The sequence below is a fragment of the Cohnella sp. OV330 genome (assembly GCF_900112065.1).
In the GTDB taxonomy this organism is placed as follows: Bacteria; Bacillota; Bacilli; order Paenibacillales; family Paenibacillaceae; genus Cohnella.
Map to the genome: position 1 here is coordinate 321,599 of NZ_FOKE01000007.1, position 26,920 is coordinate 348,518.

The following is a 26,920-nucleotide window of genomic DNA, read 5'->3' on the forward strand; positions in this document are numbered from 1 at the left end:
TGGTAAACTGATGGTTTGCCTGGTGGTGTTGTGCCCAGTGAACGCGAACCGCCTTCACTAGAAGAGGCGATGGGCGGAGCGGGGGCGCGAAAAGGCGAATCGCCTTCACTAGGAGAGGCGATGGGTGGAGCGGGAGCGTGACAAAGCAAATCGCCTTCACTAGGAGAGGCGATGGGCGGAGCGGGGGCGCGAAAAGGCGAATCGCCTTCACTAGGAAAGGCGATGGGCGAAACGGGGGCGCGAAAAGGCGAATCGCCTTCACTAGAAGAGGCGATGGGCGGAGCGGGGGCGTGAAAAGGCGAATCGCCTTTACTAGGAGAGGCGATGGGCGGAGCGGGGGCGTGAAAAGGCGAATCGCCTTCACTACGAGAGGCGATGGGCGCGCGACCGTGAGGACCGGCTTATAAAAAATACTTGTAAAAAATTTCAATAATAAGTATGATTACTTTACAAATATCGTTGCCTGAAGCACAGGCCGTTCTTTCCGATTGAATTCGGAGGAGCGGCCTTTTCTATTTCTAAGGAGGTAATGAAGTGTCTGATGTGTTGTTTCAAAAAGCCTACGACGAATGGATGACGCGCGTTATTCGCCAATGCCAAGGTGAAAGGAAAAGGCGATTATTGGAGATGGATTCGTACAATGAGCGATTGCTGCTTAAAAATCTTTGGTGGCCGGCGCTTGGCAGTTTCGATCATCTGCATCCGGAGTGGGAAGTGTCTGACTTTAAGGACGGACAACGATTTGTCGATTTCGCCTACATGCCTTTTGGATTGCATCGAGGTCTAATATTGGAAGCCGATGCTTACGGCACGCATCTCCGCGATGTGAGCCGCTTCCGATTTGGCGATAATCTTGAGAGACAAAATTATTTGCTTATGGACGGTTGGCACATGCTTCGCTTCTCAAGGGACGATTTGCTGGAAAAACCGAAGCGCTGTCAACAGACGCTGTTGGCGGCACTATCGGTATGGGGATACGGAGCGGGATCGGACGTGATCTCACTCACGTTGTATGAGCGAGCTATTCTCCATTGGATTGGAAGGCATTGCAGTGAAATAAAGCCAATAGAAGTAATGGCTGCACTCAAAATTAGCTTTTATCAAACTAGTGCCAGTTTACAGTCGCTGGAGACTAAAGGTTACTTAAGATCAAACCGGTCCGCGCAAGGTAAAGCAATGAGTTATTCGGTTTTGCCGAAGGTGAATAAGGTGAATTGAAATTTGGTTTAATCGGCTACATCAGCAGGGGATGGGCGAAACAATTGTCGAGAAAGAAGTCCATCCAACCAAAACCAACAAGCGACCGTCCTCCCGGACGGCCGCTCGCGCGAATCGGTTTACGCGTTTTCTTTCGATTTCGCTTGCCGTTAACGCATTCCCTTGCCCTTCAAGAAGGCGTCCCATTGCGTGGCGACTTCGGCTTCGTATTTTTCGAGGCCGGAGGCTTTGAGTTTGTTCTCGAACTCGGGCAGCATCTTGGCCGGATCGACGGCGCCGGTCTCGAGCGCGGTCGAATATTCGTTGCCTACCGCATTCAGGTTGGCGCCTTCTGCCTTGATCTTTTCTTCGTTGATCGAGAAGCCGTTGCTGACAGGCACGACGGCGCTGTCGTTCAGCTTGATCGTCTTCTCCCAAGTATCGGGATCCATGCCTGGCTTCAAGAAGGCGTTGAACTGGTTGCCGAACACCCAGTCGCCGTTCGGCGCATAGCCCGAGCCATCGATCGGCGCGATGAACTTGTCGTCCGTCTTCGTGTAGTGCTTGCCTTCGATGCCGTTGCAGATCAAATTATAAAGATACTTGTCAGTGTTGAGCAGATTAATCAGCATGAGCGCGCGCTCGGGGTTTTTAGAGTTTTTGTTAATGACGTGCATGGCGCTCGCGATACCGGTGAAGTAGCTGTCCGAGATCGGAACGTAGACGACGTCGTTGCCGCCGTTGATCGCCTTTTCGCCGATCTCGCCGCCCGGCTTGGACGTGAATTCGAGCGATACGGCGACGTTGCCTTTGCCCTTCAGGTCGTTGATGTTCTGGAGCACGGGCGCGTCCTTGTTGATGTAGCCGGCTTGGTACCAGTTATGCATTGTCGCGTAAAAGTCCTTTTTGGCTTCGAGCGTATCAATCTTGCCGATCATGGCATAAGACGCATCGTCCTTCTTGTAGCCGACTGCCGCGCCGTCCGGCGCCACGGCGTTCGGATCGACGAACAGGCCGTTGGAGTTTTGTGCGAGACCGAGCGGCACGATGCCTTTTTCGTTGTCCTTGAGCGTCTTCAGGAACGGCTCGATGTCTTTGTACGAGTGGATCGTGCTCACGTCAAGGTTATATTTGTCGACGAAGCGCTTTTGGATGATCAAGCTCTTTTGCTTGGCCGCGATTTGATAGATCGGGAAGCCGTATACCTTGCCGTCGGCGGCTTTCATGTCCGGCCAGAATTTGTCGGGGATGTTGGCGCGCGCATCCGGCGCGTACTTGGCGATCATGTCGTCCGGCAGTTCGAGGTAGGCGCCCTTATCGATGTAGGGTTGATAGTTGCCAAGCCAGCCTTTGGAGCTCCAAGCGATATCGAACGCCTCGCCGGCCGCGAGCATCGCGTTCAGCTTCGGCTCGTATTCGTCGAATGTCAGCGGTTTCAAATCGACGGTCGCATTGATCTTTTCTTTCAAATATTTGTTGATCTCGTCGTTGACCAGCTTCTGGTCGGGACCCGGATTGGCGGCGACTGGATAGATAAACGTCAGGTTGACTTCGGGCAGCTCCGCAGGCGTTGCCTCGGCACTGGCGGACGCGCTAGCGGAAGCGCTCGCCGAAGGGGAGGCGCTGTCGCTTGCCGATGCGCTCGGGCTGGCCGTGTTCCCGTTGTTGTTATTGCTGCAAGCCGCCAGCGCGGCCAGCGAGAGTAGCAGCATGTATTGCGGAATCCGTTTTCCTTTTCTCATCTCTTAACCCTCCGTTGAATGGTCCGTTATTATTTAATACGCCGTACTCCCGTGCCTGACCTGCTGCCGCCCAAAAAGCCGATCACCTCCCTCGAATGCAGCAGCAGCGCTTTATCGATTCATGCCGACTCTAGCCCTTGAGCGAGCCGACCGTGATGCCTTTGACGAAGTATTTCTGGAAAAAGGGGAAGACGAGCAGCATCGGCCCGCTGGCGACGATCGCCATCGCCATTCGGACGGACAACGTCGGGAACTGCGCGAACTGGAGCTTGTCGGACACCTGCGCCATCGGCGAATTCGCGAGGAATTCGGCCTGCGACAAAATGCGGACGAGCAGCAGCTGCAGCGGAATGTACTTGTCGTTGTCGATGAACAGCAGCGCGTTGTACCATTCGTTCCAATAACCGAAGGCGATGAACAGTCCGAGCGTCGCGAGCGCCGGCGTCGAGAGGGGAAGGATGATCCGGAAGAAGATCCGGAATTCGCGCGCCCCGTCGATTTTGGCCGATTCGACGATCTCGGGCGAGATTTTGTCCAGGAACCCCTTCATGATCATGATGTTGAACGGGCTCATGAGCGCGGGGATGATCAAGGCGGCGAGCGAATTTTTGAGATGCAGGTATTGCGTCATCAGAATGTAGAAAGGGATCAGGCCGCCGTTGAACAGCATCGTGAAGAACACGTAAAACGTGAGTGGCCGGTTGTACCTGAAGTCGCGGCGCGAAATGGGATAGGCCATGAGCGCGGTGAGCAGCAGCGACAGAAACGTTCCGATGATGGTGATCATGATCGTGACGCCATAGCCGCGCAAAATCGTGTCCGGCTTTTCGAATACGATCCGGTACGCTTCTCCGCTCCATACTCTCGGGATGAACTGGTAGCCGTATTCGAACAGGCTGTCCTCCGAGGAGAGCGAGATCGAGACGACAAGAATGAAGGGCGCCACGATCAACAGGCAGACGACGATAAAGAAAGCATTAATGAACCAATTGTTCGATTTGAGCGTCATAGCGGATTCGCCTCCGGTTTAGAAAAGCGCGTTGTCGCGGTCGATGCGGCGGACGATATAGTTGGCGGACACGACGGTAATGAGGCCGACGAACGATTGCAGGAATCCGACGGCGGCCGCCGAGTTGATGTCGCCGAGCTTCGTTAGCGCGCGATAGACGTAAGTGTCGATGATGTCCGTCGTCGGGAAGTTCGGTCCGACATTGTTCGGGATGAAGTAGTGAAGCCCGAAGTCTCCGCGGAATATGTTGCCGAGTCCGAGAATGAACAGGATGATGACGAGCGGCTTGAGCAGCGGGAGCGTGATCCGGGTCATCATCTGGATGCGGGTCGCGCCGTCGAGCTTGGCGGCCTCATAGTATTCCGTGCTGATGCCCGTCATGCCGGCATAGTAGACGAGCGTAGAGAAGCCTACGCCTTTCCACAGCGCGATTAACGGCAAAATGTAAATCCACGGCGCCGTCTCCAAATACCAGTTGTGCTCGGGCAAGCCAAGAAACGCGAGCACTTTGTTGGCGAAGCCGTTCTCGAAGTCGAGAAACGCGTTGCCGATGTAGCCGACGAGCACCATCGAGAGGAAAAAGGGGAGGAACAGCACCGTCTGGTAGATTTTCATCAGTCGTCCCGACAGCTCGTTCAGCAGCAGCGCCAGCAGCAGCGCCGCGATCGTCCCCGTAATAATGTAGGCGAAGTTGTACAGAAGCGTATTGCGAATGATCCGGTACGCGTCCTCCGCCTTGAACAAAAACTCGAAATTGCGAAACCCTACCCACTCGCTTCCGAAAATGCCGCGGTCATATCTGAAGTTTTTGAACGCCAGAATGAGGCCGATCATCGGCAGGTACGCGATGACGAGCTTGAATAGAATGCCGGGCAGCGCGAGGATGAGCAGCTCCCGGTTTTTGCGGAACAACCGGATCTCGTTGCGAATCCAGCTTGTTCGCCTTGCCTGCGGATCGCCCGGGACGGGGGAATCCGCGGCGCTAAGCTTGACGGGTTGGGTCTTGGCCATGGGGATCACCTCCATCTTGGATATGTCCCCATCATGCCATGCGCCGAATGCCGATTATACGATTCGATGTTCGAATAACTGTTCAGAGGGCGTGTATTAAATGCGAATTCATATGTTTTTTGGGAAAAAGGAAGCGGGATGGGGGAGTGGAGGCGGCAAATTAACGTAAAAAAGAACGAAGCGGCATCGCGCCGGCATCGTTCTTTATGTTTTGATTCATGAACTCAGCGACCGCTTAATTCGATATTCCTTGGGCGTACTTCCGAATTTGCCCTTGAACAGGCGGAAAAAGTAGCTTTGGTTCGAGTAGCCGCATTTGTCCATGATGTCCGCGATCGTATCGTCGGTCTGGAGCAGCAGCATGCGCGCATGGGCAAGCCGCACCTCGTTCATATACTCCGTGACCGTCGTGCCGCATTGGTCCTTGAACAGCTTGCCCACGTAGGCCGAGGTCAGCTTGACGGTGGAAGCGATCGACTGCTGGCTGAGATTCGGATCCTGAAACTTCTGCTCGATGAGCGTCTTGATCGTTCCGACGATCCATTCGTAGCGCTCCGCGCCGGGCGCGCGCTGCGCATCGCAGATTTGGGCGCATGCGGACAGGAAGGACATATAGATGTCCTCTAGCGAACGATCGCCCTCCGTGATCCTCGGGATTTGCTCGGGATCGACGGAGATGGAGGCGAGCCTGTTGTTGATCATGTCTGTCGCCGTATTTTTAACGGCCCACGCGAGATCGGATACGGCGCGCAGCATGTCGTCGTACTGAAAATCAGCGAGCAGGGCGAACGCCTTTTCGAGCTCGCCGCCCGCGTTCGTCAATTGTCCCTTTTTCAGCGCTTCGGTCAATCTCCGCTCGATGTCCGGAGGCAGCGTCCGCCGCCCGCCGGATAGATTGGCGCGCACGTCCTCGGGCAGAATGATCGACTTGTAGCCCTGGGCGAACATATACAAGCAAAGCTGGTAGGACTGGCGGTACGCGGCGGAGAGCTGACTCAGCCTGGAGACGGGCTCGCCGATGCCGCAGGTCACCGACAGTCCGTAATACCGCTCGATCGTATCCTGGATATCCCGCACGATCGGCCGCGCCGCCTCCATGCCCGCATCTACGCCGGGACCGGACAGAATGAGCACCGATTGCCCGTCGTGCATATCGACGGTTTCGCAGCGGTACGCGGCGGATAGCTGTTCATGGGCGATATTGAGGATGGCGAAGGCATGGAGCCTTCGGGCGGAAGGCGTCGTCGCGCGCGCGTAGTCGGCGTACCGGTCGATCCGAAGGACGCAGGCGCAGTAGGGGCCGACGCTAGCGAGCTGCAGACCGTGGCGTTCGATCAGCTGGGCCATGTCCGCTTCGGGGATGCTGCCGCCGTCCGATAGAAACGTCCGCAAATAATGCTTTTCGACGATCTGCTCGGCGCTGATCTCCCGTAGCTTCTCCGACAGCCGCAGCACGTTGTCCCCCATGAGGTCGAGCTCGTTCGCGCCGCCGCCCGTCGCCCCGACCTTGAGGTGCGGACGAATTCGGTGCAGCATCGCGTCGATCGGACCGTACAGCTTGAACGACAGCCAAAAGGATACGGCCGCCGCGATCAACAGAAAAGCGCCCGTCACGAGCAGCGCCTTTTCGCGCGATTCCCGGACTTCCTTCATGAGCGGCGCGTAGGGCTGAATGTACAGTATCGTCCAGTCGCCGATCCCCCGCATAAAGGTGACGATGCTCTTGCCGTCGCCCGCGTTGCCGACGACGAATCCGGACGACGCGTCCCGATCGGGAGCGGTCCCGGCGACCAGCGCCGTCACGGCTTCAGGCTTAGGCGCGTACACGCCGCCCGATTGACCGTCCGACAGCAGTCGGCCGTCCGGCGTACGGATGAAGATCGCGCCCTGGCCGCTGCCGGTCCCGTTCATCCGGCGCAGGCTGTCGAACACCCAATCCGGCTTGATATAGAGGATAAGCGCGGATTCCTTGCCGTCATAGGCTCGGAGCGCGTCCGTGACGATAAACGCGAACGCGTCGACGCCTCCGCTTGCTCGGCCCAGGCTGACGGGGATGAGCCTTGAGGTCGGCAGCGGCTCGGGCGAACGGAGCAGCCAATCGAGCATCCTTCGCTTCGTCTCGCCCCCGTCCACGAGAAATTCGCTCGAGGAGCCGTACAGCTCGCCGCTTCCCGCGTTATAGACGGCCATCGAATGCAGGAAGGAGGAGCTCTCCATCAGCTTTTCCATTTCGTTGTAACCGCGAATGTAATCCATCGGCGGGAGCGGCTCCGAGTACATGAGCGGAATCAGAAAGTTGTCGCCGTATGCGAACGTGGACAGCCGCACGATAATCTCGTTCATATAGGACAGATTGTATTGAATCTGCGTCAACACCTTCAGGTTGGAATCCTCCTGCACGCTTCGGACGGATCGCTCGAGCACGTAGGAATTGACGGCGGACAGGCCTGTCAGGATGAGCGCCATGGCGATCATGATCGAGAACAGGACGCGTTGAAAATATCGCCTGGACTTATAAAACCCGAATCCGAACCCGAATCCTTTCATCGCTTCGCACTCCTTCCCGCCGCGGGCCTGATTTCTCTATTTTTAAATGGAAACGCTTTGAATTGCAACCGGTTGCTTGAAAGAATTTCGCAGGATGCTCGGCAGGCGGAACGGAGTTATTGATGGATTTCATAGCCCCATTGGCTTGCTTTTCCAACTTTGTACAGTTTCTCCGCGGACCGCGCCGTGGCACGATGGAGTCACGGAGGAGGTGAGTGCGGCGCCGTCGAATATAAAGCCCGCAGCGCGGGCTAGCGACACGGAGCGAAGCGAAGCCATGCCATCTTAATTTGAAAAGAGGGATTCGTGAAGATGTCCAAGAGGAACGGTTTGTCGGCCAGATTCAATCGTAAAGCTGCCGGCGTGTTCTGCGCACTGACGATCCTGGCGCCGGTGATTCCGGCACCTGCCGCGTTTGCCGCCACGGTTAATGTAACCGCTTACGGCGCGAACGGAGGAGATTCCGCGGACGATCTGACGGCCATTCAAAACGCGATCAATGCCGCGGCGAGCGGCGACACGGTCTACGTCCCGTCCGGTACCTACTATTTATCCGGGAGCCTCCAAGGCAAGACGGGGATCAAGCTCCTCGGCCAGGGCCGGGACACGACGATCCTCAAGTACAACGGCACCGGCACGGGCGCCATGGTCTCGCTCAATAATACGAGCAACGTCGAGATCGGCGCCTTGACGCTCGACGCCAACAACAGCACGACGCTCGACGCGGGCATCTGGGGCGAGCCGGGGAGCGGGCACAACATCCACGACAATCGCATCAAAAACCTGGCCAAGACGAGCGGCTTCGCGCCGTTCGGCATCCTGATGTCGGCGGCCCCGAACGTAACGATCAAAAACAACGACTTCGTCAACATGGGCACGGGCTCGATGTGGGGCGCGGCGATGCGGGTCGGCTGGGGCTCGAACGCGCCGGTCATCGAAGGCAACACGATCGCGAATACGGGCCGCGGCGGCATCTTCGTCAACGACGGCGTCGACGGCGCGGTCATCCGGAACAACGTCATTACCGGCTCGGGCATTTTCAACGAAGGACTCGGCATCGAGCTGCATACGAACGTCAACCATTCGATCGTAGAGGACAATCAGGTCGACCACTGGCTGTCCGTCGTCCGTTCGGAGTATAACGCGATCCGGCGCAACACGGTGCATACGACCGACAGCACGGTGAAGGGCATCGGACTCGAGATCATGTCCAACCACTCCGTGACATCCGACAATCTCGTCGACGGCGGCCAGCAGGTCGGCATGCAGCAATCGCCGGGCACCGGCTACCAGCTGTGGAATTACAACACGATCAAAAACATCGTCATGTGGGGGATGCAGCTGCAGGGCGAGGGCACGGGCGAGACGGAGCAGTTCCAATACTTCTATAAGAACACGATCAAGGACGGACCGATCGGCAATCCCGCCGCCGCCTATCCCGGCTACGACGGCAACGCGGTCCGCATCCACGGCAACTCGAAGAACATCACCTTCGACAGCAATACGATCACGAACAACGGCCGCAAGGCGATCGAGATTACGACCGCCGCGGGCACGGACCGCATCAGCTTCGTCAACAACATCATCACGAACAACGGCGGCCCGTCCATCGACCAGTATCCGTCGTCCGCGTCGGATCTCGAATGGGCGAACAATACGGTCACGGGCAACGGCACCAACACGCAGCTGACGAGCCGCGGCTACGCGGGCGACGCCAAGCCGACCGCGAACTTCACGGCGCCGACGAGCGTGCAGCTCGGACAGTCCGTGACGTTCACCAACACGTCGTCCGACAACGGCTCGATCGCCGAGAACCTGTGGGACTTCGGCGAAGGCGTGCCGGTCACGACAGTCAGCCCGACCTACACGTACCAGAAGGCGGGCAACTACCGCGTATCGCTCGTCGTATGGGACAACACGGGCCGCGCCAACATCAAGGAGCAGACGATCAACGTCTTCTCGGGACCGCCCGACACGACTGCGCCGAGCGCGCCTTCCGGCTTGACCGCGCCGTCCAAGTCCAACGTGACGGTCAACCTGTCCTGGACCGCATCCACGGATAACGTCGGCGTCATCGGCTACGACGTCTACCGGAACGGCACGCTGCTGGGCTCCACGACCGGTGCGACGACATACAACGTGTCGGGTCTCACGCCGAGCACGACGTACGCGTTTACGGTCAAGGCGAGAGACGCGGCGGGCAATGTCTCCGCGGCCAGCAACACGCTGTCCGTTACGACGGACGCCGGCGATACGCAGGCCCCGACGGCCCCGACCGGTCTGTCCTACACGGCGAAGACCGACACGAGCATCACGCTGACGTGGAACGCGTCCACGGACAACATGGGCGTGACCGGCTACAACATCTACAACGGCTCGACCCAGATCGGCTCCACGACCGGCGCTGTTTCGATCACGCTGACGGGCCTGAGTCCGAGCACGGCTTACACGCTGACGGTCAAGGCGAAGGACGCCTCCAACAATATCTCGGCGGCGAGCGGCGCGATCACCGTCACGACCAACCCGCTCGCGAACTGGGTGAACTGCGCGGGCGAGAACAATCCGTGCAACTTCACCGGCACGAAGGAAGTGCGCTATGGCGCCAACGGCAGCTATGCGTACGGCACTTATACGACGACCGTCATGTGCTCGAACAACGGCTTCGGCGTCGATCCGGCGCCAGGCTATTACAAGACTTGCGACGTGAACATGGCCAGCGGCGGCGGCACAAGCGATACGCAGGCGCCGACGGCACCTACCGGCCTGACGTCGCCGTCCAAGACCGCGAATTCCGTGAATCTGTCGTGGACGGCATCGACGGACAACGTCGGCGTGACGGGCTACAACATTTACAACGGCAGCGCGCTGGCAGGCACGACGACCGGCGCCACGACCTACGCAGTGACGGGCCTCTCGGCCAGCACGGCGTACAGCTTCACGGTCAAGGCGAAGGACGCCGCGGGCAATCTGTCGGCCGCCAGCAACACGCTGTCGGTGACGACGAACGCGCCGGCGGGCGACACGCAAGCGCCGACGGCGCCGACGGGCCTGACGTCTCCGTCGAAGACGGCGAACAGCGTCAGCCTGTCGTGGACGGCGTCGACGGACAATGTCGGCGTGACGGGATACGACGTGTATAACGGCAGTGCGCTGGCGGGCTCTACGACCGGCGCGACGACTTACACCGTGACGGGGCTGTCGGCGAGCACGGCCTACAGCTTCACGGTCAAAGCGAAGGATGCCGCAGGCAATCAATCGGCGGCCAGCAGCGCGCTGTCGGTGACGACCAACGCCTCCGGCGGCACGACGCCGACGGGCTCCATCGTCCGCGAGTACTGGACCGGCATCACGGGCCCGACCGTTGCCAGCATCCCGGTATCGACGACGCCGACGGGCACGGCGGTACTGACCAGCTTCAAGGGTCCTACCAACTGGGGCGATAACTACGGCGACCGGATTCGCGGCTATATCGTCCCGACCGTGACCGGCACGTACCAGTTCGCCATCGCGGGGGACAACAACAGCCAGCTGTACCTCAGCACGGACAGCACCGCAGGCAACAAGGTCATGATCGGCGAAGTCGTCGACTGGACCAATGAAGAAGAATGGGGACGAAACGCGTCGACGCAGCAGTCCGGCTCCATTACGCTGACGGCGGGCCAGCGCTACTACGTCGAAGTGCTGCACAAGGAAGAGGGCGGCGGCGACCACGTGGCGGTCGGCTGGAAGACGCCGGGCGCCAGCTCTTTCGTCGTCATCGACGGCGCGTATCTGGCGCCGCTTCAATAATCGAATCGGACTGTCCTGACGGAGGCAGCCGGCAAGCGGAGCGTTACGAGCCGCCTGCCGGCTGCCTTAGGACGGCGAAGGGGCATGACGGCATGCGCCGGAGAGGAGACGGACGACCGATATGGATGAACGGGAAAAAGGAATCGCGGACGGCGGGAGCGTTCGGACGGTTCGAGAGTATGGCGGGTTGGAAGGAGCCGTCGCTGAGATCTACGTCGACGCAGACTTCGACGCCGGCGTCGAGGCTGGCGGCAACGGCGTGGCGGCGGACGGCAGCGCCGCGCGTCCGTACACGACGCTGCAAGCCGCGCAGGCGGCAGCCCGCGCACTGGCGGCCGCCGGGTACGAAGGGCGAATCGTCGTCCGCATTCGCGCGGGGACGTATACGCTGTCCGAGCCGCTGCGACTCGGCAGCGCGGATACGGGCGGCGGCCGCTGCCAGGTCGAATATCGCGGCGAGGAGAGCGGCGACGAACTGCCCGTTCTAAGCGGAGGCGTCGCGATCGCGGGCTGGACGCCGTGGCAAGACGGCATCTGGCGGGCGCCGGTGCCCGCAGGCTTGCGGCCGCGCACGCTTTACGCCGACGGCGCGCGTATCGCCAAGGCGCGGCTCCCAGCCGTCGGTTACTACGAGACGGGGCATGCGGCGGAGCCCGGAGGCGAGCGGGACGGCATCTACGTCGGAGAGCTGCCTGCGGGCGACGCGGCCGCGTTCGAAAAGGCCGCGCAAGACTGCGCAGGCATGCAGGCTTTCGTATGGCCAGGGGAAGGCGAGTGGAACTGGTTTTCCGAGACGATCCCCGTTCGCGAAGCGAAAGCCGAGACGCGGCGCATCGTCTTCGCGCGCCCGGCCACCTGGGGCATCGGCGGCGGTTCGCGCTATTACTTGCAAGGCTCGCTCGCGTTTCTAAGGGAGCCGGGCCAATTTCATTTCGACGAAGCCGCCGGTATGCTCTATTACCGCCCCGTCACGGGAACGCCGCTCGAGCAGCGCGTGGTCGCGCCCGTACTCCATCGGGTCGTCGAGATCGTCGGGGACGGCGGGGAACGTCCGGTGTCAGGCATCGCCTTGCGCGGGCTGGAGCTGGCGCATACCGACTTTTACGACGACTACCGGATCGTCTCGGACGAAGAAGCCGCCAACACCGAGCCGGACGAACAGCGCAACGGGCTCGTCTACATTCGCGACGCCGATGCCGTCGAAGTCGACGGCTGCCGGCTCCGTTCTTCCGGTTCGTCGGGCGTGTTTCTCGATCGCTGCGCCTTGAACGTCAAACTCACGCGCAACGTCGTCGAGCACGTGGGCCATCACGGCATCTACGCGGTCGGCTACGCGCCGGGAGAGGGCGTTTTCCGCGATCCCGCATCCGCGAACCTGAACAGGGGGCATCTGATCGCGGACAACGTGATCCTGCACGGCGGCGAGCTGATCGGCCATGGCGCGGGCATCCAGCTGTATCAATGCGGCGGCTGCGACATCGCGCACAACCGGATCGCCCACATGCCGCGGTACGGCATCTCGATGAAGGGCGTCCGCCAAGGGGCGATGCCGCCGACGCTATGGGGCATTCCCGTTACGTGGGATAATCATTACGACTTTCTTTTCGCGCGGGACAATCTGATCCGATACAACGACATTTCGGACGTCATGACCGACAGCCAGGACGGGGGCTTGATCGAATCGTGGGGCGTCGGGCTCGGCAATCGGATCCATGGCAACAGGCTGCACCACAGCGGCATCCGTTTTTCGTTCGGCTTCGGCATTTATCTCGACGACGCATCGGACGGCTTTACGGTTACGCACAACGTACTCGATCATCTCTACGGCGCGAATACGGGCAAGCTTTGGATGGCGATTTTCGCCAAGGGCATCGGCAACGCGATCGCGAACAACCTGATCGTCGACAACGCGGACGCCGTGAACGCGATCGGCACGCAGGAGATGGTCGGGGAGGCGAACCGGGACCTGACGATCGAGCGCAACATCGTATCGAATTCCGGTCGGATGTTCTGCTTCGTCAACTGGAGCCCGGATCGTCTTGCGCGCGCGGACCGCAATTTGTATTGGAACGGCGGCGCGCCGCGGACGGTATCGGGCGAGCTGCCGGCGCCCGCCGTATCGCTCGGGGAGAATCCCGCATGGGGCTTCGATTACGATTGGGAGACATGGCTCTCCGTCTCCGGGGGCCGCTTCGAAGCGAATTCGCTCGTCGCCGATCCTTTGTTCGCCGCAGGCGAGGAAGGCGGCTACCGGCTGCGGCCGGATTCGCCCGCCTACGGCTTGGGTTGGGAAGACATCGACTGGTCGCTGATCGGGCCCAGGCGCCGCCAGCGCGATTGAAATGCAAGAGTGAAGTGTTATCGCCATTGGCACGCCCAAACGCCGCCGGACCTTTTCCGGCGGTTTTTGGCATTCCCGGCTTTGTCGGCGCCGTCGCACGGACCGTCTATGATTTTTATCACATCGCGATTTCCCGAGGGGGTATAAGATGAGAGCAGGAAAAACGCCAATTGCCCAGCCGATCGGCCGCGAGCGCAGTCGCGATCGTCGCCGTTCACGCTGTCGCAGCGAAAGGAAGTCAGGCCATGCAGCAACATAGCGATCGTCAGCGCCTCATCGTCGTCGGCAACGGAATGGCAGGCATCAATACGGTCGAACAGATCCTGAAGCTTGCTCCCGAAGCCTACCGGATCACGGTGTTCGGCAGCGAGCCCTATCCGAATTACAATCGCATCCAGCTCTCTTACGTGCTCGAGAAAAGCAAGTCGATCGACGAGATCATCCTGAACAGCCGGGAGTGGTACGCGGAAAACGGCATCGAGCTCCATACCGGAACGACGGTGACGCAAATCGATACGGCGGCGAAAACGGTGGAGACGGCGGACGGAGCGATCGCGCCTTACGACAAGCTGATTCTCGCGACCGGCTCCAAGCCGTTCATGCTCCCCGTTCCGGGGGCGGACAAGGAAGGCATCGTCGGCTTCCGGGACATCGCGGACTGCGAGACGATGCTCGAAGCGGCCGGCAAATACCGGAAGGCGGCGGTCATCGGGGGCGGATTGCTCGGCCTTGAAGCGGCCAAAGGCCTGCTCAAGCTCGGCATGGACGTCACGGTCGTGCATCTGCTCGGCGAGCTGATGGAACGCCAGCTCGATCCGACGGCTTCGCATCTGCTGCAGCAGGAGCTCGAGCTGCAGGGACTGAAGTTCGCGATGGGGAAAAAAACGGAGGAATTCCTCGGCGGGGAGCGCGTGAGCGGGATCCGGTTCGGAGACGGCTCGACGCTCGAGGCGGAGTTCGTCGTCATGGCGGTCGGTATCCGGCCGAACGTCGAGCTGGCGCGCGAGAGCGGCATCGCGACGAACCGCGGGATCGTCGTAGACGACCTGCTGCGCACCTCGGCCGACGGCGTATATGCGGTTGGCGAGTGCAACGAGCACCGCGGCGTGAGCTACGGTCTCGTCGCGCCGCTCTTCGAGCAGGGCGCCGTGCTGGCGAAGCATCTGTGCGGCGTCGATACTGCGCCTTTTGCGGGATCGGTCGTGTCGACCCAGCTGAAAATCTCGGGCGTCGAAGTGTTCTCGGCGGGCGAGTTCATGGACGCGACCGACCTGACGGTCGTGCGCATGCATGACGAATGGCGCCGGATTTACAAGAAGGTGCTCATCCGCGGCGGCGTCATCGTCGGCGGCGTGCTCGTCGGCGACAGCAGCCAGTCGGCGCGGCTCCAGCAGTGGATCCGCACGGGCGCGGTCATGAACGACGAATACCATGCCATCGTCATGGGGACGGCCGCCGCTCCGGCGGGCTCGGGCGCGGCGGAGCTCGCCGACGAAGAGATCGTCTGCGGGTGCAACGGCGTCACCAAGAAGATGATCGTCGACGCGATCCATGAGCGCGAGCTGACGACGGTCGACGAGATCAAGCTCGCCACGGGCGCGACGCGTTCTTGCGGCGGCTGCAAGCCGGTCGTCGAGCAGATTCTGAAGCTGACGCTCGGCGACAAGTACGATTCGGCGGCGGCCAAGCAGGCGGGCATCTGCGACTGCACGCCGCTCAGCCGGGACGAGGTCGTCGCGGCGATCAAGGAGAAGGGGCTCATCACGACCAAAGAGGTCCGCTACGCCCTCGATTGGAACAACAAGGAGGGCTGCTCCAAGTGCCGCCCGGCGCTGAACTATTATCTGGGCATGATCTGGCCGCAGGAGCACGCGGACGAGAAGGACTCGCGGTTCGTCAACGAGCGGATGCACGGCAACATCCAGAAGGACGGCACGTTCGGCGTCGTGCCGCGGATGTACGGCGGCGTCACGACGCCCGAGGATCTGCGGCTGATCGCGGACGTCGCGGTGAAGTACAACGTCAAGCTCGTCAAGGTGACAGGCGGCCAGCGGCTTGACCTGCTCGGCGTCAAGCGGGAGGATCTTCCCGCGATCTGGTCGGATCTCGGCATGCCCTCGGGCTATGCGTACGCCAAGGCGCTGCGCACCGTCAAAACCTGCGTCGGCTCGCAGTTCTGCCGCTTCGGCACGAAGGATTCGATGGGCATGGGCATCGTGCTGGAGAAAAAGTACGAGCGGCTCGACATGCCGGCCAAGTTCAAGATGGCCGTCAACGGCTGTCCGCGCAACTGCGCCGAGTCGTCGACGAAGGACATCGGCATCGTGGGCAACGAAGGCGCTTGGGAAATCTATGTCGGCGGCAACGGCGGCATCAAGGCCCGGCTCGCCGAACTGCTCTGCAAGGTGAGGACCGACGAAGAGCTGATCGAGATCGTGTCGGCGTTCATGCAGTATTACCGGGAAACGGGCAAATATCTGGAGCGCACTTCGGATTGGATCGAGCGGATCGGCCTTGAGAAGGTCAAAGCGGTCATCGTCGAGGACGCGCCGGGCCGCAAGGCGCTGGCGGACCGGATGGAAGCCGCGCTAGAGCAGGTGAAAGAGCCTTGGCAGGAGATCCTCGACAATCCGAATCTCCGCGAGCGGCTTTTCGGAGAGATTCGCGTTCCGGCCGTCGGACCGAAGGAATAGGAGGTGCGGGGATGACAAGAGAACAATTGGAGGCAGAGGGATACCGCCTGGCGGGAACCGTCGAGCAATTTCCGGAGCGCATAGGCAAGCTCTTGAGGCTGGGCGCTATTGAGATCGCCGTATTCAAGACCACGGAGGGGGAGATCTTCGCGCTGGAAAACCGGAGCCCGGGCCCGCGCGGAGGCACGATCGTCGACGGCATCGTATCCGGCGAGGTGCTGTACGATCCAATCTGCGACTGGCGCATCGGCCTGGCGGACGGCGCCGTACAGGCGCCGGACCGCGGGCAGGTCGCCGCGTTCCCCGTCCGCATCGTAGACGGGGACGTCTATATCGGCCGTCCTTAAGGATATTTGACGACCGGCCACTTCACCTTGCGCAGCGCATGTGTACACCTGGCTGTCCGGACGGCCGTCGAAAGCGGATTCGGGCACGCCGAAGTTCGCCGCCAGAACGTCCTTCGGCGTGTGCGCGAACCAGTCCGAGATCGACAGCGTATTGAGGTCGGAGAAGCTGCCGTCGTCGAAGACGAGCAGGAACTCGCAGCCTTCCGCGAGCGCCTGGATCGAATGGGGGAGTCCGGCGGGGAAAAACCATAGATCTCCCTTTTCTACGTCCGCGATGAAGTTGCGGCCCTGCGCGTCGACCGACGTGATGCGGGCGCAGCCCCAGATCATGTACGCCCATTCGGACTGCTGATGCCAGTGCAGCTCGCGCACGCCGCCCGGGACGAGGCTCATGTTGACGCCGGCCAGCGTCGTCGCGATCGGCAAATCCCGCACGGTAATCTCCCGGGACCATCCGCCGTGGTTCAGCTGCATGTGCGTATCCGAAAACGAGAACTTCATGTTGGGCAGCAAACCGGCGTCCGTGGCGGGCGGCACGAGCATATCCGGATTTTCCAGATCCCTCAGCACGTCGCGGGGTCCGAAGTCGGGACCGCCTGCGCCGTCCTTGCGGACAGGTTGGGGCACTTTAATGGGACCGGCCTGTCGGCGGGGGACGTTTTCCATCGTCGTCAGCTCCTTCATGATACTGCCGGACTACCGTCCTGCTTCATATGTATGAATGCCGGCTTGGGCCGTATGTGCGGGCCCGAGTGTCCAATGGCGCGATTCAAATTTCGCATTCGGCGACCGTCGCCGCAGTGGAGGAAAGTGCAGATCTTGCACTTTCCTTTCTTTGCGTTCCTGCTATGTTCTGGGTGTAGTTAAAAATGAATACCAGAGGAGGCAGTATGATGTCGGTTCGATCGAATTGGGTTCGCACGCTTGGCATTTCTTGTGTCTTGGCGTTAGCGGCGGGTTTCTTACCTCCGCCAAGCGCGAGCGCCGCCACGACGTACCATGTGTCGGCCGCAACAGGAAGTCTTACGGGTAACGGCACCACCACGCCGTTCAAGACCATCGGCCAGTGCGCGGCGGTCATGACTGGGGGAGACACGTGCGTCATCGAGTCGGGCACGTACCGGGAGACGGTCACGCCTACGAACTCGGGCACATCGACCGCGCCGATCCGGTACGAGGCTGCCGCCGGCGCGACCGTCGTCGTGAGCGGCACCGAGCCGCTTAGCGGCTGGAGCGTGTACAGCGGCAATATCTACTCCGCGAATTTCACCGGGACGTTGCCGGGGAATGAAAATCAACTGTTCATTAAAAACGGCACGGCCGTAACGCAGCTGTGGGAGGCGCGGTGGCCGAACATTAACGCCTACAGCCTGCCCGAATTGAAAAACGGCGTAGCCGTTGCCGACGCCGGCGCGCAAAATACGATTACCGACGCCGCGCTGGTCTCGACCGGCGTGAACTGGAACGGCGCTAAAGTCTGGGTTCGCGGGGGCAGCGCCTATGTAGGGATGACGAGCCAGCTTACAAGCTACAATGCCACCGCGGGCGCCTTTACTTACTCGGCGATTACCGGGGATTTCGATGCGCTGTATCCGAAGACCGGCAGCACTTATTTCCTCAGCGGCAAATTAGAAGCCCTGGATGCGCCCGGCGAGTGGTACGTGGACGCGGCCGCCCAGAAGGTGTATTTATGGGCGCCCGGCGGAGGCGTGCCCGCAAACGTCGAGATCAAAAAGCGCAAGACCGCTTTTAATCTGAACGGAAAAAATTACATCCAGCTCGCCGGCATCCAGACGTTCGCCGCCAACATCACGATGAATGGCTCGAACAACAACGTGATCGACGGCGTAAAGGCCGAATACGTATACTTCTCGAACTACTCGCAGAGCACGACCAATGCCGACCAGCTGAACGGCGGCATCTCCATCGTCGGCAACGACAACGTGGTCAAAAACAGCACGATCGCCTATTCTTCGGGCGCGCTCGTCAACATCAACGGCAACAACAACCGGATCGTGAACAATTCGATTCATGACGGCGCCTACATGGCCTCCTATGACCCGCTTCTAAAACTGTCCAGCGGCACGGGCAATATGATCAGCCGCAACGAAATGAAAAATTCCGGCCGGTACATTATTTACTGGGATGTAGGCGTAGGCGAAATTTCGTACAACGATATCTCGAACGGCATGTGGCTGTCCCGAGACGGCGCTTTAATCTATGCCTGGGGCACCGATCTCGGCAACAGCAACATCCACCATAACCTGATTCACGACAGCGTCCACGACACCGTTCCGGACGATACGCGGGTCGGTCTCTATTTCGACAACTTTACCGAGAATGTCGTCGCGCATCACAATGTCATCTACAACAACGACGTGGGCATCCAGATGAACACGCCGGGCAACTACAAGCTGATCTACAACAATACGGTCGTGGGCAACCCGGTCAGCAGCGTCGCTTACTGGGGCGATTCGACCAACGCTTACAAAGAAGAACTTTACGGCACCCGCGTGTTCAACAATATTTTCACCAATAAAGTATCCCTGCCCGCCGACGTGGTACGGGGATTCAATACGATCACGGACGAAGGAATTAACTTCTGGAACCCCGCAAGCGGGAACTTCCGGCTGAATGCCAACTCGACCGCCGTTGATATGGGATCGTTCATCCCGGGCATTACGGACAACAGCATCGGCGCCGCGCCGGATGCCGGCGCTTACGAGTACGGGGGAACGGACTGGACGGCTGGAACTTCCGGTACGGCGCCGGCATCGTACGTGCCGATCGCGACGCCGTATATGAACCTCGTCTCCAACAGCGGCTTCGAGAAGAATCTGCAAGGCTGGACGCCTTGGACGACATCGCCGTCGACGGCCACCGTTACGGAAGGCAACGTGAACGCTTTTGCCAACTCGGACTTCCGCAAGCGCGGCGTACGGACGCGTCTGAAGCTAGGAGCCGGAGGCGGCGTCGAACAGCTCGTGACGGGGCTTGCGCCGAATACCAAGTACAAGTTCGTCGCGTGGGTATATACCGATACGGGCGGCCAGGCCATTAACGTAGGCGTGCTGAATTACGGCGGCGCCGCGATCGACGTCTCTCAGAGCACGGCGAACCAGTACGTGCGCAAGGAAGTCGAGTTCACGACCGGCGCGACCGATACGTCGGCCAGAGTGCGCATCTGGAGAGCGGCCGGCGCGACAGGCACTGCTTATGCGGACGATGCCGGCCTATTCGTGATGACGGATTACGATCCGGGCGTCTATAAAAACCAAGCTTTAGGCAAGACGACGATTACGGCGAGCGGCGCCCTAAGCTTCCCCGAACGGCTGACGGACGACTCCACGACGGCTTACTCCAACATGGACAATACCGGACCGCAATGGGTCAAGATCGACCTGGGCCGAAGCTACGAGCTGGATAAGATCAATTTGCTGCATTATTACACCCCGACGGACGTACGGACCTACCATGACGTCATCGTGCAGCTGTCCAACGATTCGACCTTCGCGACCAAGACGACCGTCTTCAACAACGACGCCAACAACTCGGCAGCCCAAGGGACGGGCACCGATGCCGAGTACGCGGAGACGGCGGCTGGAAAAGACATCGCGTTTGCGAAAACGAACGCCCGTTATATCCGGCTGTGGACGAACGGGAATACCAAGTACGACACGCAGCACTACACGGAAGTCAAAGCCTACGGCGTACCGGCGGTCACGCCGACCACGCCGCGGCAGGGCTACAAAAATGTGGCATTTAAACTAAGCGATTCGCGAATCACGTTCAGCAAAAACGTAGGTAACGTATTCAGGATCACGGACGGCGACAAAAGCGGACCGTTCGCCAATCAGGATGGTCCTGTAGGCGGACCCTCCAACCCGGAATGGATCCAACTCGACCTGGGTCAGAAATACAGGCTCGACCAGGTGAAAGTATGGCATTTTATCCCTTTTGACAGAATCTATTACGATGTCATTATTCAGGTGTCCAACGATCCTGCGTTCCCGGCATCGGCAACGACGACCGTTTTCAACAACGATGCCGACAATACGGCCGGCCAGGGCGCGGGTACGGACGCGCTGTATCCGGATAACGCCAACGGCAAAACGGTTAACTTCCCGTTGACCACGGCCAGGTACGTCCGCTTGTGGGCGAACGGGAATCAGAACAACCCGTCGCAGCATTACGCGGAAGTCGAGGTCTACGGATCGCCGGATTACGGCATGGGGACCTGAATAATCAACACTAATTCAAAGAAAAGTGCAGATTTCTGCACTTTTCTTTTTTTATATCCGCTATATATGTTGCACTATTTAATTATTAGAGTGTATTATATATAAAAAATACACACGAATAGAATTCGGAGGCTGGGAACATGGAGAGAGAGCTGGCGCTTGAGATCGTACGGGTAACGGAGTTGGCCGCGCTGGCGTCCGCGCCGTGGATGGGCAGAGGGGACAAGCATCACGCCGACGGCGCGGCTACGTCCGCCATGCGCGCGATGTTCGATTCGGTATCGGTCCGGGGGACGGTCGTGATCGGCGAAGGGGAGATGGACGAAGCCCCGATGCTATATATAGGCGAAGCCGTCGGCAGCGCGCAGGGACCCGAGGTGGACGTCGCTGTCGACCCGCTCGAGGGTACCGAGATCGTGGCGCGCGGGCTGAACAACGCGATGTCCGTCATCGCCGTTGCCGGCAAGGGCAGCCTGCTGCATGCGCCGGACATGTATATGGAAAAGCTGGCGGTCGGCCCCGAGCTCGCAGGCAAGGTGAGCTTGTCCGATCCGCTGGAGAAGACGCTGAATACGGCGGCCGAACAGCTTGGCAAGCCCGTGCGGGAGCTGACGGTCATGCTGCTCGATCGCGATCGTCATGCGCATATCGTGCGGACGCTTCGCGAGGTCGGCGTGCGCATCAAGTTCCTCTCCGACGGGGACGTCGCCGGCGCGCTGGCACCCTCTTTTCCGGAAGCCGGCATCGATCTGTACGTCGGCTCCGGCGGCGCGCCCGAGGGCGTGCTGGCCGCCGCTGCGCTGCGCTGCCTGGGCGGCGAGATTCAAGGCCGGCTCATGCCTGCCGACCGGCGCGAATACGAACGCTGCCTCGAGATGGGGTTGTCCGATCCGGAGAAGGTGCTGACGATGGACGACATGGTCGGCACCGGGGACGTCATCTTCGCCGCGACCGGCGTCACGCCGGGCGAATTCATGGGCGGCGTGCGGTACTTGCCGGGCGACCGGGCGGAGACCCATTCGATCGTCATGCGGGCGAAGACCCGGACGATCCGGCATATCCGTTCGCTCCACCATCTGCCGAGCAAGCCGCTCCTGCTCGATTTGGCGGCGCGCGCCGCGGAAACGTCTCTATCGCCCAATATTGCGGCTTATTAATCAATCCTGTACACTATTCATAGCTTCGCTCCGAAAAGGCCCTGACGGAAGCCGACGGGGGCAAAGGTCCAAGAGGAGAAGCTCTCGCAATAGTTAGGACAGCCGGGAGGGAGCACCAATCGAACTGACGCCAAGACAGCTTGCCATTATCGAGCGCGTGCGCAGCCATGCCCCGATCACCGGGGATCAGATCGCCGAATCGCTCGGCATCAGCCGTCCGACCATCCGGTCGGACTTATCTGTGCTGGTCATGCTCGGGCTGATCGACGCCAAGCCGAAGGTCGGTTATTTTCCCGGACGCCAGCTGTCGGCCGACGGCCGGGCGAGAGACCGGCTGGTCGCGCTGAAGGTGAGGGACATGATGAGCAGGCCCGTCGTCATCCAGGAGACGGCCAGCGTGAACGACGCCGTCATCTCGCTGTTCGTGGAAAATACCGGCATCCTGTCGGTGACGGACGGCGAAGGCTATCTCGCGGGGCTCGTCACCATCAAGGATTTGCTGAAGGTGACGTTAGGCAATCCCAATGCGGCTTCGATCCCGGTGAGCATGGTGATGACCCGCTTTCCGAGGATCGTCACGGTGACGCCGGAGGATTCGCTCTGGGATGCCGCGAAGAAGCTGCTGCACCACCAGATCGGCGGGATGCCGGTCGTGCGGCCGGCGGGCGAAGACGGCGCGGGACGCCGGACGCCGCTCGAGGTCGTGGGCCGGGTGTCCAAGACGACGATGACGCAAGCGCTGGTGGACCTGACGGAAATTACATAGAAGGCTAGGATGGAGGAGACGAGATGGCTGATCATGCGGAGCATACGATATTCGTGTGCTCGGATGCACTCGGGGATACGGCCGAAGCGGTCGCGCGGGCGACGCTGCGCCAATTCGCGACGGATAAGGCGGTCATTCGGCGCTTCGGTCATATCAAGACCGAAGACGAGGTGAAGGCCATATTGAAGGAAGCGGTCGGCGGGCGCGTGCTTATCGCCTATACGCTGGTGCAGCCCGAGCTTCGGGATACGATGCGCGAAGAGGCGCTCAGGCTCGGCATTCGCGCCGTCGACGTCATGGGGCCGATGATGCAGGCGTTCATCGATACGTTTAACGACGCGCCCAAATACCAGCCGGGATTGCTGCACGAGATGGACGAATCGTATTTTCGCAAAATCGAAGCGATCGAATTCGCCGTCAAGTACGACGACGGCAAAGACCCGCGCGGCCTGCTCAAGGCGCAGGTCGTTCTCGTCGGCGTGTCGCGGACATCCAAGACGCCGCTTAGCATCTACCTGGCGCACAAAGGCATCCGAACGGCCAACTACCCGCTGACGATCGAGGTCAAGCCGCCCGAGGAGCTGTTCATGAAGGGGAAGAACCGCCTCTTGATCGGTTTAACGATGGATCCCGAGCGGCTCACGCGCATCCGTTCGGAGCGGCTCAAGGCGCTCGGCTTGCCCAGTCAAGCGCACTATGCTTCGCCGGACCGGATTCGCCAGGAGATCGAATTCGCGGGAAGGATCATGGACCGTCTGCAGTGTCCGGTCATCGACGTGACGGAACGGGCGATCGAGGAGACGGCCGGACTCATTTTGGAGATGTTGTGAACGATTCGACCAAATGCGCTAATTAAGCTTGATAATCATTATCAGCCCTGTTATAATTCAAAAAGAAAAGAAGGAACCGGCGAAGTTCCTTCTCCTCAAGCGAATTTATAGGCTTAACTTACTTTACTTCAAAAGTACCGCAGTCCGTCTCTTCGGACTTGGAAGGCTCCTTGCGGCTGTGCATCGTGACGAAAATGCTTTCCGCTTTGCAATGGTTCTCTTCTGCCCAGAAGCGGCAGGAATTGACTTCGCAGCGAACGTCCTTTGCCATGTTGTTCACCTCGCTTTCGCGAGCCGAGCATCGAATAACCGAGACGGTCAAGTTGGCGCTTGACGCGGTCTCCACCTCTTTCCAATTCGGGAAGGGGTTATTTGATTTTCGGCGTGTTTTATTCTTTTATATACTACCAGATATGCTTGTCTGAATCAATGTATGACACATTTATGGAGGGGCGGCAAGAGGTTGACATCCATCGTTTCGCATGATATCTTTAATTTAAGATAAATGATATTGAGATAAAACGAATCGGAGTGATCGACAATGTCGGATCCTAACGCCTCGGATCAAAATATATCGCTGAAGCTGTTCGTCGTGCTGTCGAAGGCGTATCGAAGCCTCATGGACCAAGCGATGCGCGACATGCGCGAGCAAGGTCTCAGTCCCTCGGAGTTCGGTATCATGGAGGTGCTGTATGCCAAAGGGAGGACGCCGATTCAGCAAATCGCGGGCAAGATGCTGCTGACGAGCGGCACGATGACCTACAATATCGACAAGCTGGAGGACAAGGAGCTGATCCGCCGGGTGCTGAGCCGGGAAGACCGCCGGGTCGTATTCGCGGAGCTGACGGAAAAAGGGACGGCGTTGTTCGACGACATTTTCCCCAAGCACGCGAATAAAATTCAGGGCATGATGGACGTCCTGACCGGGGAAGAACAGCAAGAGGCGATTCGAATGTTGAAGCTGCTCGGCAAGGGCGGGGCTGACTAGCGGCGTCTGGTTTGTGCAATAAAGGGATGTTCATTAAGGCTAAGTCAGGTCGACGAACTATGCTGCGACTAATTTACACTTGGGGGTTGAAGACGATGGAGCTCAAGCTTAAAGGCATTCATCACGTATCGGCAATTACGGGCACGGCTGCGGGCAACGTCGACTTTTATACGAAGACGCTCGGGATGCGGCTGGTCAAAAAGACGGTTAACCAGGACGACACGTCCGTTTATCACCTGTTCTACGGGGACGAACGGGGGAATCCTGGCACGGAGTTGACGTTTTTCGAATTTCCTACCGCTTGGCGAAGCCGGCCGGGGACGAGCAGCATTTCCGCGACTTCGCTGCGCGTGCCCGGCGACGCGGCGTTGTCCTATTGGCAGCATCGATTTACGCAATTCGAGGTCGATCAGGACGAGATCGTGGAACGCGGCGGGCGCCTGACGCTGGCTTTCCGCGATCCCGAAGGTCAGCGGCTCATCCTCGTATCCGACGAGCACGATGCCGGCGTAGCCGGGGGCAAGCCCTGGGACAAGAGCGAAGTGCCTGCGGAGTTCGGCATCGTCGGACTCGGTCCGGTGCGGCTTACGGTTCTCCGCGCGGCACCTACCGAGCGAGTGCTGACGGAGTTGATGGGCTATAGAAAGAAGGGGCAGTACGCTTCGGAAATCGCAGGCGAGCCCGATATCGTCGTGTTCGAGACGGGAGAAGGAGGCAGCGGGTCGGAGGTGCATCTGGAGGAGCGCGACGATCTGCAGCAGGAACGTCAAGGCATCGGCGCGGTGCATCACGTGGCCTTCCGCGTGGAGGACGAGGCGGAGCTGCGAGCTTGGATCGGGAAGATCTCGTCTGCGGGTCTCGTCAACTCGGGTTACGTAGACCGTTTCTATTTCAAATCGCTCTACTTCAGAGAGCCGAACGGCATCCTGTTCGAGCTGGCGACGGACGGTCCGGGCTTCGACACCGACGAACCGCTAGACCAGCTTGGCGAGCGGCTCGCCCTGCCGCCGTTCCTGGAACCGAAGCGCGAACGCATCGAGGCTGGATTGAAGCCGATCTAACCGCATCGAACCTGCTTGTATAAAAAGGAGGAGAATCCCATGTCCATGATCCATATTTTTGAACCGGGCTCGAGCCCGAACGCGCCTACGCTGCTTCTGCTTCACGGAACGGGAGGCTCGGAGCGCGATCTGGTCGGCGTCGGCCGCATGTTGAATCCGGAATCCGCGCTGCTTGGCGTGAGGGGCAACGTATCCGAACGCGGCATGGCCCGCTTCTTCCGGCGCATCGCCGAAGGCGTATTTGACGAGGCGGACCTGATCGCGCGGACGGCCGAGCTGAACGCCTTCGTCGACGAGAGCGCGGACAAGTACGGCTTCGACAGGCATAACGTCGTGGCGGTCGGTTATTCCAACGGCGCGAATATCGCGGCCAGCCTGTTGTATCACCATCAGGATGCGCTCAAAGGGGCCGTGCTGTTCCATCCGATGGTGCCGCGCAGAGGCATCGAGCTGCCCGATCTGTCGGGCGTACCGGTCTTCATCGGGGCGGGACGCAACGATCCGCTCTGCACGATGGCCGAGAGCGAAGAACTCGCGGCGGCGCTCGGCGCTGCCGGCGCGGCGGTCGAGACGCATTGGGAAAACGGCGGGCATCAACTGTCTAGGACCGAAGTCGAAGCGGCGGCGGCTTGGCTGCGCGGCGTTTGAGAACCGGCGCTCTGGCAGCATGCGGCAAGCGGAGTGACAATCGTCTGCAAGGCGGCATGCGGCGGAAGCCGTCCATGACGATGAAGCGGTGCGCTGCGCGTGCGCCGGCAGGAGGCGGAGGATGAAGGTAAAAAGGATCGTGGCAAACGTCGCCGCCTCGGATCTGTCGGCGGCCAAGCGGTTCTACGAGGAGGCGCTCGGGCTCGACGTTCTGATGGACCACGGATGGATCGCGACTTACGGGAACGACGTCGACATGCATGTTCAGATCAGCTTTGCGACGGAGGGAGGCTCCGGCACGGCCGTGCCGGATTTGTCCGTCGAGGTCGACGACGTCGACGAAGCGCTCGCGCGTATGCGGCAGGCCGGATTCGCGATCGAATACGGGCCGGCCGACGAGCCTTGGGGCGTGCGACGCTTCTATGTACGGGATCCGTTCGGCAGGCTCGTGAATGTGCTGGCGCATCTCTGACACCGGCCGGCTGCCGGAGCCGGCATCCGTTATCTGGAACGGACCGTGCAGTTATCGCTAACGGATCGTAAAGTCTTTTTC

General features: G+C 60.0%; 17 protein-coding genes and 2 pseudogenes. 13 read left to right on the forward strand and 6 right to left on the reverse strand.

From position 1 onward, the window contains the following. Positions 1-534: 534 nt before the first annotated feature. Entirely contained in the window at positions 535-1,218 is a 684-nt protein-coding gene (locus tag BM235_RS18535) for a hypothetical protein (protein WP_090115702.1), read from the forward strand. 149 nt (positions 1,219-1,367) lie between these two features. Here BM235_RS18535 and BM235_RS18540 read toward each other — a convergent pair whose 3' ends face one another. The 4 genes from BM235_RS18540 to BM235_RS18555 form a co-directional block, all read right to left on the reverse strand. Then, on the reverse strand, positions 1,368-2,939 hold the full coding sequence (locus BM235_RS18540) for an ABC transporter substrate-binding protein (RefSeq protein ID WP_090115703.1): 1,572 nt from the start codon (positions 2,937-2,939) through the stop codon (positions 1,368-1,370). Positions 2,940-3,069: 130 nt separating this feature from the next. Next, positions 3,070-3,948, reverse strand: a complete 879-nt coding sequence (locus BM235_RS18545; protein ID WP_090115704.1) for a carbohydrate ABC transporter permease — start codon at positions 3,946-3,948, stop codon at positions 3,070-3,072. 18 nt (positions 3,949-3,966) lie between these two features. After that, positions 3,967-4,959 carry an ABC transporter permease gene (locus tag BM235_RS18550; RefSeq protein WP_090115705.1) on the reverse strand — a complete coding sequence of 331 codons (993 nt, stop codon included), beginning with the start codon at positions 4,957-4,959 and terminating at the stop codon, positions 3,967-3,969. Between the two features lie 216 nt (positions 4,960-5,175). Then, positions 5,176-7,506 (reverse strand): helix-turn-helix domain-containing protein, encoded by a 2,331-nt coding sequence (locus BM235_RS18555; RefSeq protein WP_090115706.1) that lies wholly within the window; start codon positions 7,504-7,506, stop codon positions 5,176-5,178. Between the two features lie 312 nt (positions 7,507-7,818). Here BM235_RS18555 and BM235_RS32620 point away from each other — a divergent pair, with 312 nt between their 5' ends. From BM235_RS32620 to BM235_RS18585, 4 genes and pseudogenes are all read left to right on the forward strand, one after another. Continuing rightward, the gene (locus BM235_RS32620) at positions 7,819-11,295 is read left to right on the forward strand and encodes a fibronectin type III domain-containing protein (protein ID WP_304441410.1); all 3,477 of its coding nucleotides are present in this window, start codon (positions 7,819-7,821) and stop codon (positions 11,293-11,295) included. A gap of 121 nt (positions 11,296-11,416) precedes the next feature. After that, complete coding sequence (locus BM235_RS18575; protein ID WP_090115707.1) at positions 11,417-13,636, forward strand: right-handed parallel beta-helix repeat-containing protein; 2,220 nt, start codon at positions 11,417-11,419, stop codon at positions 13,634-13,636. A 245-nt stretch (positions 13,637-13,881) separates the two neighbouring features. After that, positions 13,882-16,329 (forward strand): nitrite reductase large subunit NirB, encoded by a 2,448-nt coding sequence (gene nirB, locus BM235_RS18580; RefSeq protein ID WP_090115708.1) that lies wholly within the window; start codon positions 13,882-13,884, stop codon positions 16,327-16,329. Between the two features lie 11 nt (positions 16,330-16,340). Continuing rightward, positions 16,341-16,604: pseudogene (locus BM235_RS18585) on the forward strand (nitrite reductase); the annotation flags it as partial. 75 nt (positions 16,605-16,679) lie between these two features. Here BM235_RS18585 and BM235_RS18590 read toward each other — a convergent pair. Further along, a pseudogene (locus tag BM235_RS18590) lies at positions 16,680-17,342 on the reverse strand (cupin domain-containing protein); the annotation flags it as partial. A gap of 227 nt (positions 17,343-17,569) precedes the next feature. Here BM235_RS18590 and BM235_RS18595 point away from each other — a divergent pair. The 4 genes from BM235_RS18595 (at position 17,570) to BM235_RS18610 (ending at position 23,670) form a co-directional block, all read left to right on the forward strand. Next, the gene (locus tag BM235_RS18595; RefSeq protein ID WP_158544015.1) at positions 17,570-20,917 is read left to right on the forward strand and encodes a galactose-binding domain-containing protein; all 3,348 of its coding nucleotides are present in this window, start codon (positions 17,570-17,572) and stop codon (positions 20,915-20,917) included. A gap of 140 nt (positions 20,918-21,057) precedes the next feature. Beyond that, positions 21,058-22,074, forward strand: a complete 1,017-nt coding sequence (glpX, locus tag BM235_RS18600; RefSeq protein WP_090115711.1) for a class II fructose-bisphosphatase — start codon at positions 21,058-21,060, stop codon at positions 22,072-22,074. A 118-nt stretch (positions 22,075-22,192) separates the two neighbouring features. Further along, positions 22,193-22,840 carry a helix-turn-helix transcriptional regulator gene (locus BM235_RS18605; protein ID WP_090115712.1) on the forward strand — a complete coding sequence of 216 codons (648 nt, stop codon included), beginning with the start codon at positions 22,193-22,195 and terminating at the stop codon, positions 22,838-22,840. Between the two features lie 23 nt (positions 22,841-22,863). Then, on the forward strand, positions 22,864-23,670 hold the full coding sequence (locus tag BM235_RS18610; RefSeq protein WP_090115713.1) for a pyruvate, water dikinase regulatory protein: 807 nt from the start codon (positions 22,864-22,866) through the stop codon (positions 23,668-23,670). Between the two features lie 118 nt (positions 23,671-23,788). On the opposite strand, the gene BM235_RS18615 is transcribed toward BM235_RS18610, so the two are convergent. Further along, positions 23,789-23,941, reverse strand: a complete 153-nt coding sequence (locus BM235_RS18615) for a DUF1540 domain-containing protein (protein WP_090115714.1) — start codon at positions 23,939-23,941, stop codon at positions 23,789-23,791. A 270-nt stretch (positions 23,942-24,211) separates the two neighbouring features. On the opposite strand from BM235_RS18615, the gene BM235_RS18620 reads away from it, so the two are divergent. The 4 genes from BM235_RS18620 (at position 24,212) to BM235_RS18635 (ending at position 26,839) form a co-directional block, all read left to right on the forward strand. Then, positions 24,212-24,658 carry a MarR family winged helix-turn-helix transcriptional regulator gene (locus tag BM235_RS18620; protein ID WP_090115715.1) on the forward strand — a complete coding sequence of 149 codons (447 nt, stop codon included), beginning with the start codon at positions 24,212-24,214 and terminating at the stop codon, positions 24,656-24,658. 95 nt (positions 24,659-24,753) lie between these two features. Then, a complete protein-coding gene (locus BM235_RS18625) occupies positions 24,754-25,719 on the forward strand; it encodes a ring-cleaving dioxygenase (RefSeq protein WP_090115716.1) in 966 nt (321 codons plus the stop codon). Between the two features lie 45 nt (positions 25,720-25,764). Beyond that, a complete protein-coding gene (locus BM235_RS18630) occupies positions 25,765-26,367 on the forward strand; it encodes an alpha/beta hydrolase (RefSeq protein WP_090115758.1) in 603 nt (200 codons plus the stop codon). Between the two features lie 121 nt (positions 26,368-26,488). Continuing rightward, on the forward strand, positions 26,489-26,839 hold the full coding sequence (locus BM235_RS18635) for a VOC family protein (protein ID WP_090115717.1): 351 nt from the start codon (positions 26,489-26,491) through the stop codon (positions 26,837-26,839). The last annotated feature ends 81 nt before the right edge of the window (positions 26,840-26,920 follow it).

Excerpts from the sequence above, each read along its gene's own strand:
- BM235_RS18540 (WP_090115703.1), bottom strand. The coding sequence starts at position 2,939 with ATGAGAAAAGGAAAACGGATTCCGCAATACATGCTGCTACTCTCGCTG.
- BM235_RS18575 (WP_090115707.1), top strand. The coding sequence starts at position 11,417 with ATGGATGAACGGGAAAAAGGAATCGCGGACGGCGGGAGCGTTCGGACG.
- BM235_RS32620 (WP_304441410.1), top strand. The coding sequence starts at position 7,819 with ATGTCCAAGAGGAACGGTTTGTCGGCCAGATTCAATCGTAAAGCTGCC.
- BM235_RS18620 (WP_090115715.1), top strand. The coding sequence starts at position 24,212 with ATGTCGGATCCTAACGCCTCGGATCAAAATATATCGCTGAAGCTGTTC.
- BM235_RS18555 (WP_090115706.1), bottom strand. The coding sequence starts at position 7,506 with ATGAAAGGATTCGGGTTCGGATTCGGGTTTTATAAGTCCAGGCGATAT.
- BM235_RS18595 (WP_158544015.1), top strand. The coding sequence starts at position 17,570 with ATGTCGGTTCGATCGAATTGGGTTCGCACGCTTGGCATTTCTTGTGTC.
- BM235_RS18635 (WP_090115717.1), top strand. The coding sequence starts at position 26,489 with ATGAAGGTAAAAAGGATCGTGGCAAACGTCGCCGCCTCGGATCTGTCG.
- BM235_RS18630 (WP_090115758.1), top strand. The coding sequence starts at position 25,765 with ATGATCCATATTTTTGAACCGGGCTCGAGCCCGAACGCGCCTACGCTG.
- BM235_RS18550 (WP_090115705.1), bottom strand. The coding sequence starts at position 4,959 with ATGGCCAAGACCCAACCCGTCAAGCTTAGCGCCGCGGATTCCCCCGTC.
- nirB (WP_090115708.1), top strand. The coding sequence starts at position 13,882 with ATGCAGCAACATAGCGATCGTCAGCGCCTCATCGTCGTCGGCAACGGA.
- BM235_RS18545 (WP_090115704.1), bottom strand. The coding sequence starts at position 3,948 with ATGACGCTCAAATCGAACAATTGGTTCATTAATGCTTTCTTTATCGTC.
- BM235_RS18610 (WP_090115713.1), top strand. The coding sequence starts at position 22,864 with ATGGCTGATCATGCGGAGCATACGATATTCGTGTGCTCGGATGCACTC.
- BM235_RS18625 (WP_090115716.1), top strand. The coding sequence starts at position 24,754 with ATGGAGCTCAAGCTTAAAGGCATTCATCACGTATCGGCAATTACGGGC.
- glpX (WP_090115711.1), top strand. The coding sequence starts at position 21,058 with ATGGAGAGAGAGCTGGCGCTTGAGATCGTACGGGTAACGGAGTTGGCC.
- BM235_RS18615 (WP_090115714.1), bottom strand. The coding sequence starts at position 23,941 with ATGGCAAAGGACGTTCGCTGCGAAGTCAATTCCTGCCGCTTCTGGGCA.